The 19,303-nt window shown below is 65.8% G+C and carries 15 protein-coding genes; 7 read left to right on the top strand and 8 right to left on the bottom strand.

Annotated features, from left to right (window positions below):
* Window positions 1-53 precede the first annotated feature (53 nt).
* Window positions 54-1,427 carry a TIGR03808 family TAT-translocated repetitive protein gene (locus ACVMDN_RS09985; protein WP_141339551.1) on the top strand — a complete coding sequence of 458 codons (1,374 nt, stop codon included), beginning with the start codon at window positions 54-56 and terminating at the stop codon, window positions 1,425-1,427.
* Window positions 1,428-1,504: 77 nt separating this feature from the next.
* Here ACVMDN_RS09985 and ACVMDN_RS09980 read toward each other — a convergent pair whose 3' ends face one another.
* The 4 genes from ACVMDN_RS09980 to ACVMDN_RS09965 form a co-directional block, all read right to left on the bottom strand.
* Window positions 1,505-1,999, bottom strand: coding sequence for a TIGR03809 family protein (locus ACVMDN_RS09980; RefSeq protein WP_456835276.1), 495 nt, complete (start codon window positions 1,997-1,999; stop codon window positions 1,505-1,507).
* 553 nt (window positions 2,000-2,552) lie between these two features.
* A complete protein-coding gene (locus ACVMDN_RS09975; protein ID WP_456835277.1) occupies window positions 2,553-4,235 on the bottom strand; it encodes a S8 family serine peptidase in 1,683 nt (560 codons plus the stop codon).
* Window positions 4,236-4,272: 37 nt separating this feature from the next.
* Window positions 4,273-4,992, bottom strand: a complete 720-nt coding sequence (locus ACVMDN_RS09970; RefSeq protein WP_050387103.1) for a hypothetical protein — start codon at window positions 4,990-4,992, stop codon at window positions 4,273-4,275.
* Entirely contained in the window at window positions 4,989-5,558 is a 570-nt protein-coding gene (locus ACVMDN_RS09965; RefSeq protein WP_016843228.1) for a sigma-70 family RNA polymerase sigma factor, read from the bottom strand. The genes ACVMDN_RS09970 and ACVMDN_RS09965 overlap by 4 nt, the downstream gene beginning before the upstream one ends.
* A gap of 417 nt (window positions 5,559-5,975) precedes the next feature.
* Here ACVMDN_RS09965 and ACVMDN_RS09960 point away from each other — a divergent pair, with 417 nt between their 5' ends.
* Both ACVMDN_RS09960 and ACVMDN_RS09955 read left to right on the top strand, forming a co-directional pair.
* Window positions 5,976-7,124, top strand: coding sequence for a GGDEF domain-containing protein (locus ACVMDN_RS09960; RefSeq protein WP_057015657.1), 1,149 nt, complete (start codon window positions 5,976-5,978; stop codon window positions 7,122-7,124).
* Window positions 7,125-7,180: 56 nt separating this feature from the next.
* Window positions 7,181-8,287: a DUF2336 domain-containing protein gene (locus ACVMDN_RS09955; protein ID WP_028331661.1), complete on the top strand. Its 1,107-nt coding sequence runs from the start codon at window positions 7,181-7,183 to the stop codon at window positions 8,285-8,287.
* Here the strand turns inward: ACVMDN_RS09955 and ACVMDN_RS09950 are convergent.
* Complete coding sequence (locus tag ACVMDN_RS09950; RefSeq protein ID WP_456835278.1) at window positions 8,284-8,922, bottom strand: NrsF family protein; 639 nt, start codon at window positions 8,920-8,922, stop codon at window positions 8,284-8,286. The genes ACVMDN_RS09955 and ACVMDN_RS09950 overlap by 4 nt on opposite strands.
* Window positions 8,923-8,924: 2 nt before the next feature.
* Complete coding sequence (locus ACVMDN_RS09945) at window positions 8,925-9,470, bottom strand: sigma-70 family RNA polymerase sigma factor (protein WP_057015660.1); 546 nt, start codon at window positions 9,468-9,470, stop codon at window positions 8,925-8,927.
* A gap of 49 nt (window positions 9,471-9,519) precedes the next feature.
* Here ACVMDN_RS09945 and ACVMDN_RS09940 point away from each other — a divergent pair, with 49 nt between their 5' ends.
* Window positions 9,520-10,479 (top strand): hypothetical protein, encoded by a 960-nt coding sequence (locus tag ACVMDN_RS09940; RefSeq protein WP_456835279.1) that lies wholly within the window; start codon window positions 9,520-9,522, stop codon window positions 10,477-10,479.
* 124 nt (window positions 10,480-10,603) lie between these two features.
* Window positions 10,604-11,383 carry an enoyl-CoA hydratase gene (locus ACVMDN_RS09935; RefSeq protein WP_016843234.1) on the top strand — a complete coding sequence of 260 codons (780 nt, stop codon included), beginning with the start codon at window positions 10,604-10,606 and terminating at the stop codon, window positions 11,381-11,383.
* 75 nt (window positions 11,384-11,458) lie between these two features.
* On the opposite strand, the gene ACVMDN_RS09930 is transcribed toward ACVMDN_RS09935, so the two are convergent.
* Window positions 11,459-13,330 (bottom strand): acetyl-CoA hydrolase/transferase C-terminal domain-containing protein, encoded by a 1,872-nt coding sequence (locus ACVMDN_RS09930; RefSeq protein WP_456835280.1) that lies wholly within the window; start codon window positions 13,328-13,330, stop codon window positions 11,459-11,461.
* A gap of 242 nt (window positions 13,331-13,572) precedes the next feature.
* Here ACVMDN_RS09930 and ACVMDN_RS09925 point away from each other — a divergent pair, with 242 nt between their 5' ends.
* On the top strand, window positions 13,573-14,991 hold the full coding sequence (locus ACVMDN_RS09925; RefSeq protein WP_143271176.1) for a TolC family outer membrane protein: 1,419 nt from the start codon (window positions 13,573-13,575) through the stop codon (window positions 14,989-14,991).
* Window positions 14,992-15,129: 138 nt separating this feature from the next.
* Window positions 15,130-16,098 carry an amidohydrolase family protein gene (locus ACVMDN_RS09920; protein WP_456835281.1) on the top strand — a complete coding sequence of 323 codons (969 nt, stop codon included), beginning with the start codon at window positions 15,130-15,132 and terminating at the stop codon, window positions 16,096-16,098.
* A gap of 11 nt (window positions 16,099-16,109) precedes the next feature.
* On the opposite strand, the gene ACVMDN_RS09915 is transcribed toward ACVMDN_RS09920, so the two are convergent.
* Entirely contained in the window at window positions 16,110-19,238 is a 3,129-nt protein-coding gene (locus tag ACVMDN_RS09915) for an efflux RND transporter permease subunit (RefSeq protein WP_456835282.1), read from the bottom strand.
* Window positions 19,239-19,303: the final 65 nt, after the last annotated feature.

The following is a 19,303-nucleotide window of genomic DNA, read 5'->3' as shown; positions in this document are numbered from 1 at the left end:
TACCACTCGACCCGCGAACGTCACCGCTCGCGAATGTTGCGAGGGCCTTGCCCATGGACGTCAACCGCCGCCATCTGATCGGAGTAACCGCCGCCGGCGCAGCCGGCGCGCTTGCGATGTCGCCGGACGCCGCGCGTGCCGCCGCGCCATCGACCGGCTCGCTCGGCCGCGACGTCACGCAATATGGCGTGCACCCCGGCAGCCCGGACGACCAGACCCGCAATCTGCAGCGCGCGATCGACGACGCCGCGCGGGCGCAGGTGCCGCTGGCGTTCCCGCCCGGCGTCTACCGCACCGGCCTGTTGCGGCTTGCGCCCGGCAGCCAGCTAATCGGCGTGCGCGGCGCCAGCCGGCTGGTGTTCAACGGCGGCGCCTCGCTGCTGGAGGGCGAAGGCGCCGGCGGCGTCGTCCTGATGGGCCTCACCTTCGACGGCGGCAACGTCCCGCTGCCGAACCGGCGCGGCCTCGTGCACTGCCTATCGGGCCGCGACATCCGCATCACCGATTGCCGGTTCACCGGCAGCGGCGGCAACGGCATCTGGTTCGAGCAGATGTCGGGCGACGTCAGCAACAACGTCTTCACCGAGATCGCGACCACGGCGCTGGTGTCGTTCGACGCGCTGGGCCTGATGGTGTCGCGCAACACCATTAAGGGCACCAACGACAACGGCATCGAGATCCTGCGCACCGCGATCGGCGACGACGGCTCGATCGTCGCAGACAACCGCATCGAGGACATCAAGGCCGGCCCCGGCGGCTCCGGGCAGTACGGCAACGCCATCAACGCCTTCCGCGCCGGCAACGTGATCGTGCGCGGCAACCGCATCAAGAACTGCGACTTCTCGGCGGTGCGCGGCAATTCGGCCTCCAACATCCACATCACCGACAACAGCGTCAGCAATGTCCGCGAGGTCGCGCTCTATTCGGAGTTCTCGTTCGAGGCCGCGGTGATCGCCAACAACACCGTCGACGGCGCGGCGATCGGCGTCTCCGTGTGCAATTTCAACGAGGGCGGCCGCATTGCGGTGGTCCAGGGCAACATCATCCGCAACCTGCTGCCGAAGCGCCCTGCAGGCACCGACCCGAACGACGGCGCCGGCATCGGCATCTATGTCGAGGCCGACAGCACCGTGACCGGCAATGTGATCGAGAACGCGCCGACCTTCGGCATCGCCGCCGGCTGGGGCAAGTACCTGCGCGATGTCGCAATATCAGGCAACGTGGTCCGCAACGCCTTCGTCGGCATCGGCGTCTCGGTAGTGCCGGGCGCCGGCACCGCGCTGATCAACAACAACATGATCTCGGAAACCCCGCGCGGCGCGGTGGTCGGGCTCGACCATGCCCGCCCGATCACGCCGGATCTGTCGGCAGGCGGCGCCCAGCAATATGCGCAGCTCGTGGTCGGCGCGAACGCGGTGCGGCGCTAGATCCGGGAAAGGGCGAAGCGGTTTTTCCTCGCGACAAGCACGGAGATCACGCTCAAAAAATAAGCGAGAGCGGTCGCCTACAGCGCGTTGCGCAGCAGCGGATAGCGCCGCTGGATGGTGTCGAGATCGAGCACCGGCGGCGGCGCAGCCGGAGCGGGCATTTCCAGCGGCGGCGCGTCGGCGACCGTGGGCGGCTGCTCCAGCACCTCGGCCGCCGTTTCCAGCGCGGCCGCGACCGCTTTCATCGCCGCCTCGGCCAGGACCGCAGCCTCCGGCCGGCGCGCGGGCGGCGGCGAGATGTGGGGCGGCGGCAGTTTCGACCTGCCGCGGCCGAGCCAAGACAGATCGATCGGCGAATTGTCGAGCGAGGCTTCGCGGGTCAGCAATTCGCGCCAGATGTCGACCGCGGCGCGGGCTTCCCTGATGTTCTCGAGAAAGGCCTGCTCGCTGTGATAGCGCCGCCAGCGCCCGGTATCGAACAGTTCGGTAAGGTGCTCCAGCCTTTGCTCGGCGAGGTTGCACCAGCGTGCAACGATCTCCTGGCCTCTGGCCACGTCGGTCCGATGTGTCATTCAAATTGCCCGCAGGAAAAGAAACGGACGCAGACGCAACCGAACGAACCGAACCGAATCAACTGGACGCGACGCCGATATTCTGTGGAAAAGGTAAATAAAGTCTAACTAAATTCTTAGTCGCGAACGGGCGATCGAAGAAGTCCGCTCTACTACGGAGTTTCTCGCTCGAACTGCCTCAAGTCATCGACTTGCCGTGGTGGCGATGCGCACCGCTCCTGGGGCGGAATGATCCACAGCAAACCGTCGCAGCCGTCGCGCGTTTGCCCATCCCGTTGCGATCGGTCGGCGCCATCGCGCCGCGCACCGTCGAGTCCGTCACACAAGGGACCCCCAAAATGAAAGACCCGTCCGGGGGGACAACCGGACGGGTCAAAGCCATATGGGCGCTTGGGGTGGATGGGCGCTCGCGCCTGATATAGCCGGGGAGGGATAAACCGCTCCCACACACATAAGTCGTGAGAGGAAGGCGGACGTTCAAATCGCCGGCGATTTTTTTAACCTTCTCGCGCCGCGGTTCCATCGCACCGTTGCCGGCGTTCGGCGTCGAAAATCACCGCGCAGCACGGCGATTTGCAGCGGAATCCTCCGATGCGATCGACGGCGCGGGTTCATTCGACGTGCGGCTCACGGAAGTGTTATTGCCGTCGGCCTGCTGTGCAGGCTGCGACGGTTTGTCCGCGGCAGAGGCACCGGGAGCACTGGTGGCCGCCATCACCGCGGCAAGCGCATCCGCCTCCCCTGCACCGAACAGATCGTCACGTCCAGGTGTCCCGAGATCGCGCGCCGTGCTGGCCAGGACCCGTCGCACCTCGGCGGGCTTCAATGCCGGATTGCGTTCCAGCACCAAGGCCGCGATGCCGCTGACGAACGCGGCCGAAAACGAGGTGCCCGACATCAGCTGGTATTTGCCATCGGGCACCGGCGCGAGGAGGTCGGCGCCCGGGGCCGCCAGCGCGATATGGCTGCCGCGGTTCGAGGCCGCCATCAGCCGGTCGCCGGCATCGGTGCCACTCACCGCGATCACATCGGGATGGGCGGCCGGATACAGCGGCGGCGATGTCGGACCGGCATTGCCGGCCGCGGCGACCAGCACGACGTCCCGTGCCGCGGCGGCTGCCACGGCGCGTCCGACAAGTGCGTCCTGCGGTCCGGCGAAGCTCATGTTCACGATCTGCGCGCCATGCGCCACCGCGTAGTCGAGGCTCCTGAGGATCACATAGGAAGTGCTCCCGGCGCCGCCCGCGACCGCACCGAAGGCGCGGATCGCCAGGATCCGCACTTCCGGCGCGCTCCCCGTGAGCCTGACACGCGCCGCAATCGCGCCGGCAATGGCGGTGCCGTGGGCGTTTGGAGCATCCTTGCTGCCGAGCGCATCGAACGTATCGGCGACCGTGTTCGCCAATTCCGGATGGGCGGCGTCGACGCCGGAGTCGATCACGGCAATGGTGACATTCATCCCGCGCGCCAGCTTGTGAGCCGCGGGCAGATGCAGCTGTGTCTGGGCATATTGCGCCGGATCGCTGCCGCCCGACGCCTTCTGGTCCTGCAGCGCGTAACGGTAGTTGGGCTGTACGGAGCGGACGCCGGCATCGCTTGCGAGCTCGCGGCTCGCCGTTTCGGCCGAACGATTGCCCAGGATGCGGAACAGGCCGATCGTCGCACCCAGCAGCGCGACATTCTGCGAGGCGATCCGCCTCAACCCATGACGGCGTGCGAGTGCATCTGCTTCCGCCTCCGTCAATGCACCGTCGATTTCGGCCACGAGCTCATTTGGCACGGTTCGCACGCTCGACGCATCCTGTGCACGCAAACTGCCGCCACCGCCGGCCCTGCCCTTCCGCGTTGCGCCCTTGCCGCCGTTGCCGGCGACCGGCCGGTCGGAACATTGGCCTCGATCGCCGTCATCGCAATTAGCGGAGAGACGGGGCGCGGGGCGCACAGGGGGCGGCACGCGCGGTCGCGGCCCATCGTCGGTCCACGACGAGGCCGGGCCACGGTCCACCGATAGCGGCGGCATGCGGCCAACTGAGCCGCCGAACCCGCCGGCGGGATTGCCACCAAGCCTTCCGATACCGGGATTGGCCCGCATCCCGGACGAGACCTGTGGCGCGCCACCGGTCGGCGATCGCATGAAATTCTGGGCGGAGGCGGAGCCGGCAACACAAACCAGCAACAATGCTGCGGCTGCGGCGATCGCGTGGTTCGTCGATCTGGTCCGGCCGTTGGCGGCCATGGTGACCTCAACTCGGCGCAGAACCGTCAGCCGCCGATTACGGCGTTTCGACCGCGAGGCTGACGATCTTCTCCTTCTGCAAACGCGCAATCAGCGCAGCGACGCTGCTCTTGTCCATTGCGCGGAACTGCAGCCGGAACATCCCGCCCTTCCCGTCGAGGATCGAGGCCTGGTAATTGTCGAGCAGCGACGTGATGTCGGCGACCCTGGCATCGGGTGTGAAGCGCACCAGCAGCCGGGTCGGCGTCGCCGCCACGCTGGCGCCGAGGTCGCGCGTGATCGGCGCACTGGGCGCGACCGGCGCACTGCGCTCGGCGACATCGAGCGACGCCGTCTGGAACAAGGCCGGCTGGCTGCGCATCAGCACCGCGCCGATCACACCCGCCTGCAACAACACCACGACCGCACCGAGGCCGGACGACCACGCCAGCGTCCGCGGCGACAATTTCGAAAAGAACTCCGAGACAGAGGCCGACATGCGCGCGCCCATCGACGGCTTGTGCTCCGGCTCGGCATCGATCGCGGCGAACAGCTTCTGCATCGCGCGCGCCGAGGGCGCACCGAGGCTCTCGTTGAGGCCGATGGTCTCGGCATATTCCTCGCGAATGACGGCATATTGCCGAGCGAGCTCCGGATCGCTCGCAAGCGCGTCCTCGACGCGGCGCGTGTCACGCGCGTTCAGCGTGCCGGCCGCGTGCCAGGGCAGCAGCATCTCGATATCGTCAGGCTCTTGCACCTTTGTTCTCGCAGCCATCATGGCCAACCTCGCTCGACACCGGCTGCCTTCAGCAACTCGGCAAGTTTCTTGCGCGCATAGAACAGGCGCGTCTTCACGGTATTCTCCGGAATCCCCACGATCTCAGCGACGTCTTCCACGGATTTCTCGTGATAGTAGACAAGATCGACAATTTCCCGATGTTCCGCCGATAGTCCCGTCAGGCACCTACGCAGCGTGTCACCGGTGTCCTTCTTCTGCACCACCGTTTCCGGATCGTCGGACGTGTCCTCGATCGCGTTCGCGGCCTCATCGTCCAGCTCGGCGTCCTTCCTTCGCCGCAGCGAAGACAACGCCTTGAACCGGGTAATCGCCAGAAGCCAGGTCGAAACGGCGGATCGTCCCTCAAACTTGCCCGCCTGACGCCACACGTCCAGGAAGACCTCGCTGATGAGATCTTCCGCCACCTGTTCGTCCCGCACGAGCCGAAGCCCGAAGCGGTACACCCTGACATGGTGCCGCCCGTACAGCACCTGCATGGCAAGCCGGTCGCCTTGAGCGATCCGAGCGATCAGAACGTCGTCTGAAGCCGCCTGTGTCGCGCTCAATGCCCGTCTCGCAAAGTTGGTCTGAAGGGGGCGGTGCGTGGTTCGACGCGAGAGCCAAGATTCTTCACATTACGGCAATGTCCGCACTGCATGTGTGATCTATGCCACAGTCGGCGCTTCCAATGAGAAAAAATCAGCCGAGACTCGATAAAGGGTATCATAATAGTGGAAACTCTCGCGGGCAGGCACCATCCGGCGCGACCATACCAAGGCTTTATCGGCACGCCAGCACCGTCACGAAGTCCGCCACAGCGCAGGCTTGCCGCACATCGCTCCCGTCTCGCCTCTGCGAACGGATTCCCCTTACGAAACAAGGGCGATGACCGGGCTACACCGGGGTAGATTCGGTTCCAAAAGATACCAAACCTAAAGGCTTTCCCACGTAGATTTTCGCCGGACTTCACCAATGGCGAGACCATGGGCAGCGCTGCGTCGTCACTTCCCAGTCCGATCGCGGGCGCATCGGAAAGCGGCCGTCCCAGGCTGACGGCCGAGCGCCTGGCGCGCCGGGCCAAGCAGCGCCGCCAGATCCAGTCGATGATCGCGGCCTGCTTCGTGCTCGACGCCGTCGTGCTGCTGATCTACGCGCATGGCGGCACCACGTCGGCTTGGGTGGCGGCCGCCTACGCGCTGACCGGTCTGTCTTTGGTCGCCGTCTATGTGGTGCTCTCCGAGCGCGGCTTTCACGAGCGCTTCCGCGACCACTATCTGGTCGCGCCGCAATCGGCGATCAACATGGTGAACCTGCTGGTGTTCACCTACATCGCGCCGGAAGTCGGCGTGCTGTTTCTCTGCAACCTGTTCGTGGTGTTCGGCTTCGGCGCGCTGCGCACCTCGGCGCGGCAGACTGCGATCGTCTGGACCGTCATGGTGCTGGGCCTCGCCGCTCTGTTCCTCGGCACCGACAAGGCGATCGGGATGCCGACCGCGACCCGGATCGATCGCCTCGCCACCATGCTGGTGTTCGCGCTGACGATCGGGCGCTGCATGTGCCTCGGCATCTTCTCCAGTTCGATGCAGCAATCGCTGTACCAGAGCGGGCTGAAGCTGAAGGAAGCCTACCGGCGCATCGAGGAGCTCGCGGAGCTCGATGAACTGACCGGCGCCTCCAATCGCCGCAGCATCATGCGCACGCTCGAAGAGGAGATCGCGCGCTGCGCGCGCAACGGCAGCTCCTGCGCGGTCGCGCTGATCGACCTCGACCATTTCAAGCGCATCAACGACGTCTACGGCCATCCGATCGGCGACGAGGCGCTGCGCACCTTCGCCATCGGCATGTTCGCCAACCTCCGCAGCGTCGATCGCTTCGGCCGTTACGGCGGCGAGGAATTTTTGCTTGTGCTGCCCGACCTGTCGCAGGATCAGGCGATGCGCGCGCTCGAGCGGCTGCGCGCGATCATCGCCGATCTCGACTGGAGCGCATTCTCGCCCGGCATGCGGGTGACGATCTCCGCGGGCGTCACGACGCTCAAGCCGCGCGAAAACTCCGATACGTTGCTCGCCCGCGCCGATGGCGCGCTTTACGCAGCCAAGGCCAGGGGACGCAACCGCATCGCCAGCGCCTGAAATCCTTTTCCTCTTCGGCGCCGGAGAAGCCGTCGCCACCGCTCCAGGACAGAGTCATGAGTTTGAAGCCCGAGACCGCTCCCGAAAGTCTGCTCGATGAGCTGCAGACGACGCTCGCACACGGCACCGTCGCACGCCGTGTCGAGACGCTGCGCCGCGTGACCGACCTCTTCATCAACGGCTCGGTGAACTATTCCAACGAGCAGATCGTGCTGTTCGATGATGTTTTCCAATGCCTGCTCGAGCACATCGAAAACTCGGCCAAGGCGCTGCTCGCCGACCGCCTCGCCCCGATCGATACCGCACCGCCGCAGACCATCCGCACCCTTGCCTTCGACGACCTGATCGAGGTCGCGGGCCCCGTGCTGACGCTGTCGCCGCGGCTCGACGACGACACCCTGATCGAAACGGCGCGCAGCAAGAGCCAGGCGCATCTGCTCGCGATCTCGAACCGCAAGACGCTGAGCGGCGCCGTCACCGACGTGCTGGTGCTGCGCGGCAATGACGAGGTGATCCAGAGCGCGGTCAACAATCCCGGCGCGGAATTCACCGAGCGCGGCTTCACCCGCCTGGTCAGCCGCGCCGAGGGCGACGACAATCTGTCGACCTGCGTCGGGCTGCGCCCGAACATCCCGCGGCATCTCTATCTCAAGCTGGTCGCCAAGGCATCGGACGCGGTCAGGCAGCGGCTCGAGGCTGCCAATCCGCAGCAGGCCAAGGAGATTCCGATCGCGGTGAAGGAAGCGACGCGACGCGCGCGCTCGGCGCCGGCCGCCGTGACGCCGGACACCACGATCGCGCATGCGCTGGTCAAGTCGCTCTACCAAGACGGCCGGCTCGACGAATTCCAGCTCGCGGCCTTCGCCGAGGCCGGCAAGTTCGACGAGACCAATGCCTCGCTCGCCGCGCTCGCCAACGTCTCGGTCAGCGTCGCCGAGAACATGATGATCGAAACCCGCGCCGAGGGCGTCATGATCCTGGCCAAGGTCTCGGGCCTGTCATGGTCGACGGTGCGGGCGATCATCAACCTGCGCGACGACATCTCGGGCGGCGAGCCGACCGATCTGCAGGCCTGCAAGGACACCTATGAGCGGCTGCGGCCGTCGACCGCGCAGCAGGTGCTGCGCTTCCATCGCATGCAGCAGTCCGCGCCAGCGGCCTAGTAGCGTAGCGCCCGGTTTCCCATCAGTGCGCCGACGCTCGCGACGATCGCGGTCGCCAGCGTGTACCAGGTGGCGACGAACAGCGGCGAGTCATCCGTGCAGTGCGACGCGTAGACGGTTGCCGCCAGCCCTGCCGAGAGCAGGCCGGCTATCGCACCGGCGACCGCCGGCCGCGCCGGCGCGCCCTGCCGCAGCCCGTACAACGCGCCGACCAGCAGCGGCAGCGACATCGCGGGGATCGCGGTCATGCAGGCCATCGAATTCTTGCCGATCAGCCGCGTCATCATCGGCGTCCGCTGTGGCATCATCATCTCGCCGCTGATGGCGGCGACGAGGATGGCGGCGGGAATCAGCAGCCACCAGCCGAAGCCGCGCAGCGAAGCCTCCGGGCGCGACAGATGCAGGCTGACCGCGATCGCCGAGGCGGCAAGCGCCAGCGTCACGGCGAATTTCAGGTCGAAGAACGGATTGTGCATCGCGATCATCACGTCGGGCCGCACGCCGAGTTCGGCGAAGAAGATCAGAAGCGAGACCGGCGCCGCCGCCAGTAGTGCCAGCATCAGCGCAAGACCGATCGGACGCGAGCGATAGGCATTGTCGGCGGCAAGGGTTCGAATGAGTTGATCGGTGTCCATGCTCATCGATCCCGTAATTTCGCAGTGAGGCTCGCAAGCCCGCGATGCAGCGCGACCCGCACCGCGCCCTCGGTCATCGAGAATTTCGCCGCGGTGTCCTTGATCGAGGTGCTGTCGACCGCGATCGATTGCAGCACCTCGCGCTGCCGCGCAGGCAAAGCCTGCAACTGGGCGCTCACCTCGCCCGGCGAGGCCGTCGGTTCCGGCGTTTCCCCGGGCAGCGTCTCGGCGAAATCATCGATGTTGACGAAGATCCGCTTGCCGCGGCGGCGCAGCGCGTCGATCAGCTTGTTGCGCGCGATCGCGAACAGCCACGGCGCGAACGCCGCGCTGGTGTCCCAGGTCTGTCGCTTCAAATGTACCGCCAACAAGATGTCCTGCACGATGTCCTCGGACTGATCGACCGGTTGTCCCGCGCGCGCCAGGCCGCGGCGCGCCGCAGCACGGAGTACCGGCGTGATGGCCTTGAGCAGGCGATGGTACGCCGCATCATCGCCTGAAATGGCCGACCGCATCAGGCCGGTCCATTCATCCTCACGTTCGCGCACGCAGGCTCCTGAATTGCAATTCGGCCGATCTTTCAGTTCGTTACGCGGCATGCCAGACGATCACGAATTCGTGATCTCTATCCTCCTGCAAGACCGCGCCGAGGATCGGCCTCAAAGAATCGCTCCGGCGGGTTTCCAGACGTCACGGCTCATAACACCGATCGGTCCGACAAGCATCGGTGCTGCTGCCGTCGATGGGCCACTGGGAAGAAATTGCCCAGCTTTTGCCCCCGGATGCCCGAAGATTCCCTTTTTCTGCCCCGGTGTGGACACGCAGCGGGGTCTCTTTTCGCCCTTGGGCGGGCGACATGGGGAGATCATCAAAATGAAGATCAAAGCCAGCGGGCGCTTGGCATTGATGGTTGCGACAGGACTGACAGGGCTTCTTGTGTGTCTCGCGGCTCCGTTGCCGGCGCATGCGGCCGGATCGGACGCATCGGCATCGAAATCCGACAGCGCAACGACCGACAAGTCTGCCGAGCAGAGTTCGCGGCATGGCCGGCGCTCGGCACGCCACCGGTCCTCCAGGACCGCTGACAAGACCGCCGACAAATCCGACAGCAAGAAGGCCACCAATAACGACGCCGGCAGGGTCACCTCGGCAGGCATTCCCGCCACCGTCGCCAACGCCAATGCGGAGCTGACCTCCGGCGACGACAATGCAGCGGCGACGCCGGTGAAAGCCAATGTGTTGATTGCCGCGGCCGACAAGCCCGCAGACCAGTCCGACGGTAATGTGGTCGCATCCGACCAGCTCAACGAGGTCGACCGCGCCCTGCAGCAGGAGCAGCCGGCGGAACAGCCGCAGCCGGCCCAGCCGCAGACCGCTCAACAGGAGGCATCGCCGGCGCCGCCGCCGACGGTTGCCGTGGCTGCACCCAAGCCGGCCCCGGTTCTGGCGAGCAGCGACAGCGCGAGCTGGGACCAGACCTCGCTGATCGGGAAGATCTTCATCGGGTTCGGCGCTTTGCTCACGGTGGCCTCCGCCGCGCGCATGTTCATGGCCTAGCGGAGGCACCTGCGGTGCGGCGCGGGGGGCGCCGCACCGCAGCCCAAAGCCTCGTTTCAGCCACTTGAAGCGCATCCCGTCAGCGGGCACATTGCCCGGCAAATCAGGCACGGGGTTTGCGTCCATGGCTACGTTCGAATTCATCATTGTCGAAAGCAAGGGACCGGTCGGCGTCATCACGCTGAACCGGCCGAAAATGCTGAATGCACTCTCGTTCGGCGTGTTCCGCGAGATCGCCGCGGCGGTCGACGATCTCGAGGCCGACGACAAGATCGGCTGTATCCTGATCACCGGCAGCGAGAAGGCCTTCGCGGCCGGCGCCGACATCAAGGAGATGCAGCCGAAAGGCTTCATCGACATGTTCAACAGCGATTTCACCGCCATCGGCGGCGACCGCGTCGCCCGTTGCCGCAAGCCGACCATTGCCGCGGTCGCGGGTTATGCGCTCGGCGGCGGCTGCGAGCTCGCGATGATGTGCGACATCATCATCGCCGCCGACACCGCCAAGTTCGGCCAGCCGGAAATCACCCTCGGCACCATTCCCGGCATCGGCGGCACGCAGCGCCTGACCCGTGCGATCGGTAAGTCGAAGGCGATGGACCTCTGCCTGACCGGGCGGATGATGGATGCGGCGGAAGCCGAGCGCTCGGGCCTCGTGTCGCGGATCGTGCCGGCCGACAAGCTGCTCGAGGAGGCGCTCGCGGCAGCCGAGAAGATCGCCTCGATGTCGCGCCCGGCGGTCGCGATGGCCAAGGAAGCCGTCAACCGCGCGTTCGAGACGCCGCTCGCAGAGGGCATGAATGTCGAGCGCAATCTGTTCCACTCGACCTTCGCGCTCGAGGATCGCTCCGAGGGCATGGCGGCGTTCATCGAGAAGCGCAAGCCGGTCAACAAGAACCGCTAAAGCATGATCCGGAAAAGTGCGAAGCGGTTTTCCGGACAAGATCATGCTCAGACAACAGGCTAAGGCGCGATGATCTCATCGCGCTTTAGCCATTCGGCTCCGTTGCAATGCCGCGGTGACGAGCGCGCGATAGGCGCGCTCGGCGAAATGCGTCGGCTTGTCGAGACCGAGCCGCGCCAGGCATTCGCGGTCGGCGGCATCGGGCGGATGTCGCATGCCCTGCCACAGCAGGCCGGCGAGTTGCAGCGGCGTGTGCTGCGCCTGCTGCAAGATCTGCAAGGCCGGAATCAACCGCTGCTCGACATCGGTGAAGTCGCTGCCGAACGGGAATGACGGCAGCAGCCCGGCATCGCGCGCGGGCCTCAGCGCATCGCCGATGCGCTCGGGATAATTTTCGCGATGCGCCGCAGGAATCTCGTAGCTGCGTTGCAGCTTGCCGGCATCCTTTGCCCGCCGCATCAATTCGCCCTGGAAGCGGGAGTCCGAGACCTGCAGCATCGCGGCGATCACGTCGGCATCGGATTTCCCCCTGACGTCGGCAACGCCATATTCCGTGACAAAGACATCGCGCAGATGCCGCGGGATGGTCTCATGTCCATAGGACCAGCGGATGTTCGACTGCGCTTGCTTGCCGGACTGACGGGTCGCCTCCAGCGCCAGCACAGAACGTGCGCCCTCGAGCGCGAATGCTTGCGCCACAAAATTGTACTGGCCGCCGACCCCGCTCACGACCTGGCCGTTCTCGAGACCGTCCGAGATCGCAGCGCCGAGCAGCGTCGCCATCATCGCATTGTTGACGAAGCGCGCATCGACCCGGGCGCGACGCTTGCCGTCCTCGTCGCCGAAGATCTCGTTGGTGAAGGAAACCGGCATCATCTGGATTCGCGCCAGCTGCTCCGGTGCCATCTCGCGCAGCGCCCGGTAGAATGATGGCGGGCCCAGGAAGAATGCGCCGTGCAGGATCACGCCGCCGACCTCGCGCTTGAGGATGCCGGCGTCGATCAACCCGAGGAACGCCTCGAACAGCATCTCGCTGACGCCGTAGAGACCCTTTTCGAACGACCCGGTCTCGGCCGCGGCGAGTTGCCCGGTACCGGGCGCAAGGCGCTGCATGATGCCGTGGAATTGGGCGTTGTCGCGATGGCGGACCACGAGCCCCTGCGCCAGCGCGTCGCCGACCTGCCCGATGCCGATCTGCAACGTGCCGCCGTCGCGGACCAGACCGGCGGTGTGCAAGCCGATCGCATATTTGGTGTCGCTGATCGGCTCGGACGGCGGCGCGAACAGCGGGAAATCGGTCTCGGGACTGTCGAGCACCGCGGCGAATTCATCCGCCGGCAGGTCGCCGGCGCCGGGCATGAAGGGCAGCTCGGAATTGACCTGGCCGATCAGCTTGAACGACGCCCGCCCCCGCGCACGGGCGCGCAGCACGTCGAGCGTGGTGTCGGTGTTGCAGCTCAGGCTGTAGCGCGGCACGCCGTCGACCATGCGCTTGGCAACGAGCTGAGGCACGACATTCAGTCCGCGCGACAACAAATATGACGCCGCATGGGTGTAGTTGGCGGAAATGTAGTGCTGTTGCGCGAATGGCTGGTGCAGCCACTGCCCCGCGAGGAAGAAGAACTCGATCACCTTGATGTTGGGCGGAAGTGCGCCGTGATGCAGCGCATCCGCGTAGGCGAGATCTGGATAGCCGCCGAACAGGCGATCGATCACCGGTCCGATGAAGCGCCGTTCGAGCAGGCTCTTCGGCTTCGGCTTTTCCAGCGTCAGCGCGGAGAACAGCGTCAGGTTGATGGAGCGGTCGGCCACTGCTCGCGCATACAGCGCGTTGACGATGTGGTTGGCCTTGCCGAGGCCGAGCGGCAGCCCGACCACCAGTTCGGTTCCGACGTCACGAATGATGTGCTCCGCGATCGCCTCGGGGTCGGAGAAGAATATCGGCATCAGCAATGGACCCGGACGAGACGGTGGATAACCGGCATCGTTGAATCGACGGCCGGCGGTTCAAACTTATACTTCATATGACCGATACGTGCGCCTGTGACGAACCGGCAACAGACAAGAACTGAAATGATGTGCAGATGTCGCGCGGCGGTTTGTCTGTGGCGGCACCGCCCCGTAAACAGGTAGATGTGTCGGCGGCGTCGGCGGGGGCGCACTGCCGGAGTTTTGGTTTGCGGGATCACATGGTTGAGCGTGCCGCGAGGGTCGGCGACGTAGCGAGGCGCGTGCTTTTGTCGGGCATCGGCCTTGGCGCGCTGGCATGTGCGCTGCTGACGGAGACCGCGGCACGCGCCGAGAGCCTGCCGGACGCCCTGGTCAAGGCGTATCAGACCAATCCGCAACTCAACGCCGAGCGGGCGCGCCAGCGTGCGACCGACGAGAACGTGCCGCAGGCGCTGGCCGGCTACCGTCCCCAGATCATCGCCGGCCTGTCGGTTGGTCTGCAAGCGGTGCGCGACCAGCTGCCCGGCAATGTGATCCAGACCGCAACGCTGAAGCCGTGGCAGATCGGCGTCACGGTGACGCAGACCCTGTTCAACGGCTTCAAGACCGCCAACAGCGTCCGCGTCGCCGAGTTGCAGGTGCAGTCCGGCCGCGAGGCGTTGCGCAATGTCGGCCAGGGTGTGCTGCTCGACGCGGTCACCGCCTACACCAACGTCCTGGCCAACCAGACCCTGGTCGAGGCGCAGCGCGCCAACGTCGCCTTCCTGAAGGAGACCCGGGCAATCACCGAACGGCGCCTTAATGCCGGCGACGTGACGCCGACCGATACCGCCCAGGCCGAGGCGCGGCTCAACCGCGGCCTTGCCGATCTCAACGCCGCCGAGGTCAATTACGCGATCAGCCAGGCCACCTATGCGCAGGTGGTCGGCAACGCACCATCCCAGTTGCGCCCGGCCGAGACCATCGACCGGCTGTTGCCGCGCAGCCGCGAGGATGCGATCGCGCTCTCGCTCCGCGAGCATCCCGCCGTCACCGCGGCAGGCTTCGACGTCGACGTCGCCTCGACCTCGATTCGCGTCGCCGAGAGCAGCCTGATGCCGAATGTCTCCGTGCAGGGCAGCGTCAGCCGCAGCCGCGACACCGACACCACGCTCGGCAGCTTCGGCACCGATCAAGCCTCGGTGATCGGTCAGGTGACGCAGCCGATCTATGACGGCGGCACCGCCGCATCGCAGACCCGGCAGACCAAGGAGGTCGCGGCGCAGAGCCGGCTGGTGCTGGATCAGGTCCGCAATCAGGCCAAGACCGCCGTGGTCAGCGCGTGGGTCGCCAATGAGGGCGCCAAGATCGCGGTGTCGGCTTCCGAGTCCGAGATGAAGGCCGCGGAGGTTGCGCTGGCTGGCGTGCAGAAAGAAGCCGCGGGCGGCCAGCGCACCACGGTCGACGTGCTCAACGCGCAGCAGGATCTGATCACCGCGCGAGCACGGCTGATCGGTGCGCAGCGCGACCGCGTGATCGCCTCCTACACGCTGCTCAGCGCGACCGGGCGCCTCGACGTCAAGACGCTGAACCTGAAGACGCCGGACTATCTGCCCGAGGTGCACTACCATCAGGTGCGCGACGCCTGGCACGGCCTGCGCACGCCGTCGGGACAATAGGCATCGTGGAACCGTTCGCACCGCGAACGGGCCCTTCCCGCCCGCTCTCTCCGCCGATAACCTCCGCCCCCGCCGGCAACCCATAATGCCGGCGCGCGTATGACGCGCATAACAGCCGAGCACGCAGGGAGACGTCCAATGCTGACGCGACGCGATATGATGCTGGCTTCCATCGCAGCCGGAGTGACCATGACCAGCAGCAACGCATTTTCCAAGGCAGCGCAGCCATCGACCGCGGTCAATTTCGACATGCCCGCCGGGGCGTGCGACTGCCACACCCATATCCATGGCGACCCCGAGAAATTCCCGTTCTTCGCCGGCCGCGTCTACACCCCGGAACCGGCCTCGCCGGAGGAGATGAGCGCGCTGCACAAGGCGCTCCATGTCGAGCGCGTGGTGATCGTGACGCCGAGCGTCTATGGCCCCGACAATTCGTCGACCCTGTTCGGCATCACGGCCCGCGGGCCGACCGCGCGCGGCGTCGCCGTGATCGACGACAAGACCAGCGAGAGCGATCTCGATGCCATGAACAAGGCCGGCTTCCGCGGCATCCGCCTCAACCTCGCGACCGGCGGCGTCAACGATCCCAATGTCGGCCGGCAGCGCTTCTCGGCCGCGATCGAGCGGATGAAGGCGCGCGGCTGGCATGTGCAGCTGTTCACCAGCCTCGCCATGATCTCCGCGATCAAGGACCTCGTCGCTACAGCGCCGGTGCCGGTCGTGTTCGACCATTTCGGCGGCGCCGAGGCCGCCCTCGGCACGGACCAGCCGGGATTTGCCGACCTGCTCGCGCTGGTCAAATCCGGCAAGGCCTATGTCAAGATTTCCGGCGCCTACCGCGCCTCCAAGCTCGCGCCCGATTATGCCGACGCCACGCCGCTGGCGCAGGCGCTGATCGCGGCCAATGCCGAGCGTATCGTCTGGGGCACCGACTGGCCGCACCCGGATTCGGTGACGCCGCAAGGCAAGAAGGTCACCGACGTGACGCCGCTGTTTCAGATCGACGACGGCCGCCTCCTCAACCAGCTTCCGGTCTGGGCGCCGGACGCCGCGGTCCGCAAGGCGATCCTGGTCGACAACCCGGCACGGCTCTACGGCTTCACCTGATTCCTTCTGAGCTAGCGCTCGCGCGGCCGGCGCGAGAAATAGAAGATCAAGACCGGCAGCGTGATCAGGATCACCAGCGGCGCCAGCATCATGCCGGTGACAACGACGATGGCGAGCGGCTTCTGCACCTGCGAGCCGATGCCTTCCGAAATCGCCGCCGGCAACAGGCCGACGCCCGCCACCACGCAGGTCATCAGCACCGGACGCAGCTGCAGCTCGCCGGTGCGGATCACCGCGCGCATCCGGTCGTAGCCCTCGTCGATCAGCTGGTTGAACTGCGACAGGATGATGATGCCGTCCATCACCGCGATGCCGAACAGCGCGATGAAGCCGATCGCCGCCGAGACGCTGAACGGAATCCCCGAGATCAGAAGCCCGAGCACACCGCCGAAGATCGCCATCGGGATCACGCTCATCGCGAGCATGGTGTCGACCATCGAGCCGAAATTGAAGAACAGCAGCACCGCGATCAGCGCGAGGCTGATCGGCACCACGATCGACAGCCGCCTGATCGCATCCTGCAGATTGCCGAACTCGCCGACCCACTCGACGCGCGATCCCGGCGGCAGCTGCACCTGCTCGTCGATCTTCTGCTGCGCCTCCCGGATCGCGCTGCCGAGGTCACGCTCGCGGACCGAGAACTTGATCGGCAAATAGCGCTCCTGCTGCTCGCGGTAGATATAGGCAGCGCCGGAGATCAGGTTGATCGAGGCCACTTCGGAGAGCGGGATCTGCGTGATGCCGCCGTTGGCGTTCGCCACCCCGATCCGCAAGTTCTGGATCGCCTCCGCGCTCTTGCGATATTCCGGCGCAAGGCGGACGATAATCGGAAAGTGCCGGTCGCTGCCGGGCTCATAGAGGTCGCCGGCGCTGTCGCCGCCGACCGCAACCCGGATCGTGGCGTTGATGTCGCCCGGCGACAGGCCATAGCGCGCGGCGCGCGCGCGATCGACGTCGATCTGGATGGTCGGCTGGCCGAGCGAGGTGAACACCGCAAGATCGGTGACGCCCTGCACCGTCGACAGCACCGACTTGATCTTGTTGGCGGTGTCGGTCAGCGCCTGCAGATCATTGCCGTAGAGCTTGATCGAGTTCTCGCCCTTCACGCCGGACACCGCTTCCGACACGTTGTCCTGCAGATACTGCGAGAAATTGAATTCGACGCCCGGGAATTTCTCCTGCAACTGCGCCAGCAATTGCGCGGTCAGCACGTCCTTGTCGTGAGTATTTGGCCATTCGCTGGCCGGCTTCAGCGGCGCGAAGAATTCGGCGTTGAACAGGCCGGCCGCATCGGTGCCGTCGTCGGGACGGCCGTGCTGCGACACCACCGATACCACCTCGGGACGGCTGCGGATCAGCTTCCGCATCTCGTTGACATAGGCATTGCCCTCCTGCAGCGAGATCGTCGGCGGCAGCGTGGCGCGGATCCACAGATTGCCCTCTTCCAGCTTGGGCAGGAATTCGAGGCCGAGGAAGCGCGCGAAGATGATGGTCATGACCACGAGGCCGGCCGCGCCGGCCATCACCAGCTTGCGGTTGGCGATCGCCCAGTTCAGCACCGGCAGGTAGATCGCATCGAGCTTCTTGACGATCCAGGTCTCGGTCTCGTGGATATGCGCCGGCAGGATGATCGCGCTGAACGCCGGAGTGACCGTGAACGTCGCCAGCAGCCCGCCGGCCAGCGCGTAAGCATAGGTGCGCGCCATCGGGCCGAAGATGTTGCCCTCGACGCCGGACAGCGTGAACAGCGGCAGGAACGCCGCGATGATGATCGCCGCGGCAAAGAAGATCGAGCGCGACACGTCGGCGGCCGCCGACAGGATCGCGTGGCTCTTCATCCCCATCACCGTGTCCTCGGAGATGTGGCTTCGCTCGTCTTCCGACAGCGCGGTGGTCTGCGACAGCCGGCGGAAGATCGCTTCCACCATGATCACGGTGGCATCGACGATCAAGCCGAAATCGATCGCGCCGACCGACAGCAGATTGGCGGATTCGCCGCGCAGCACCAGGATGATCACGGCGAAGAACAGCGCGAACGGGATCGTCGCGCCGACGATCAGCGCGCTGCGGAGGTCGCCGAGGAATATCCACTGCAACAGCACGATCAGGAGGATGCCGACCACCATGTTGTGCAGCACGGTGTGGGTGGTGAGCTCGATCAGGTCCTTGCGGTCGTAGATCCGCTCGATCTTCACGCCGGGCGGCAGGATCGAGGAATGGTTGATGTCGTGGACCAGCTGCTCGACGCGGGTAATCGTCGGCGAGCTCTGCTCGCCGCGGCGCATCAGGACGATGCCCTGCACGATGTCGTCGTCATTGTCGAGGCCGGCGATGCCGAGCCGCGGCTTCTCGCCGATCGTGACATGGGCGATGTCGCGCACCAGCACCGGATTGCCGCCGGACTGCGAGACCATGGTGTTGGCGAGGTCGTCGATCGAGCGGATCAGGCCGACGCCGCGCACCACGGCCGATTGCGAGCCGATGTTCACGGTGTTGCCACCGACATTGATGTTTGCGTTGGACACCGCCTGCAGCACCTGCGGCAGCGTCAGTCCGTTGGCGACCAGCTTGTTGAAGTCGACCTGGATCTCGTAGGTCTTGGTCTTGCCGCCCCAGCCGGTGACGTCGATCACGCCGGGCACCGCGCGGAAGCGGCGCTGCAGCACCCAGTCCTGCAGCGTCTTGAGGTCGAGCACGCTGTAGTTAGGCGGTCCCTTCAGGCGGTAGCGGAAGATTTCGCCGATCGGGCTGAGCGGCGAGATGCCGGGCAGCACGTTGCCCGGCAGCGGCGCGAGCTGCGACAGGCGGTTGAGCACCTGTTGCAGCGCCTCGTCATAGGTGTAGTCGAAGGAGAACTGCAGCTTGACGTCGGAAAGGCCGTATAGCGAGATGGTACGGATGGTCTTGAGGTTCTTGATGCCGGCGACCTGGGTCTCGATCGGGATCGTGATGTAGCGTTCGATCTCCTCGGCCGAGAGGCCCGGGCTCTGCGTCACGATATCGACCATCGGCGGGGTCGGATCGGGATAGGCCTCGATGTTGAGCTGCTTGAACGCGAGCAGGCCGCCGATCAAGACGGCCACGAACATGGCCACCATCAAGTAGCGGCGATTGACGGCAAGGGCGACGAGGCGATCCATTCAGATCGGCGCTTTCAACTGGAAGGGAATTTTCTTGTTGAGCGTGATCTCCGCGCAAACGCGCT

Source organism: Bradyrhizobium sp. USDA 4510 (assembly GCF_054059095.1).
This window is presented reverse-complemented; position numbering and strand designations above follow the sequence as displayed.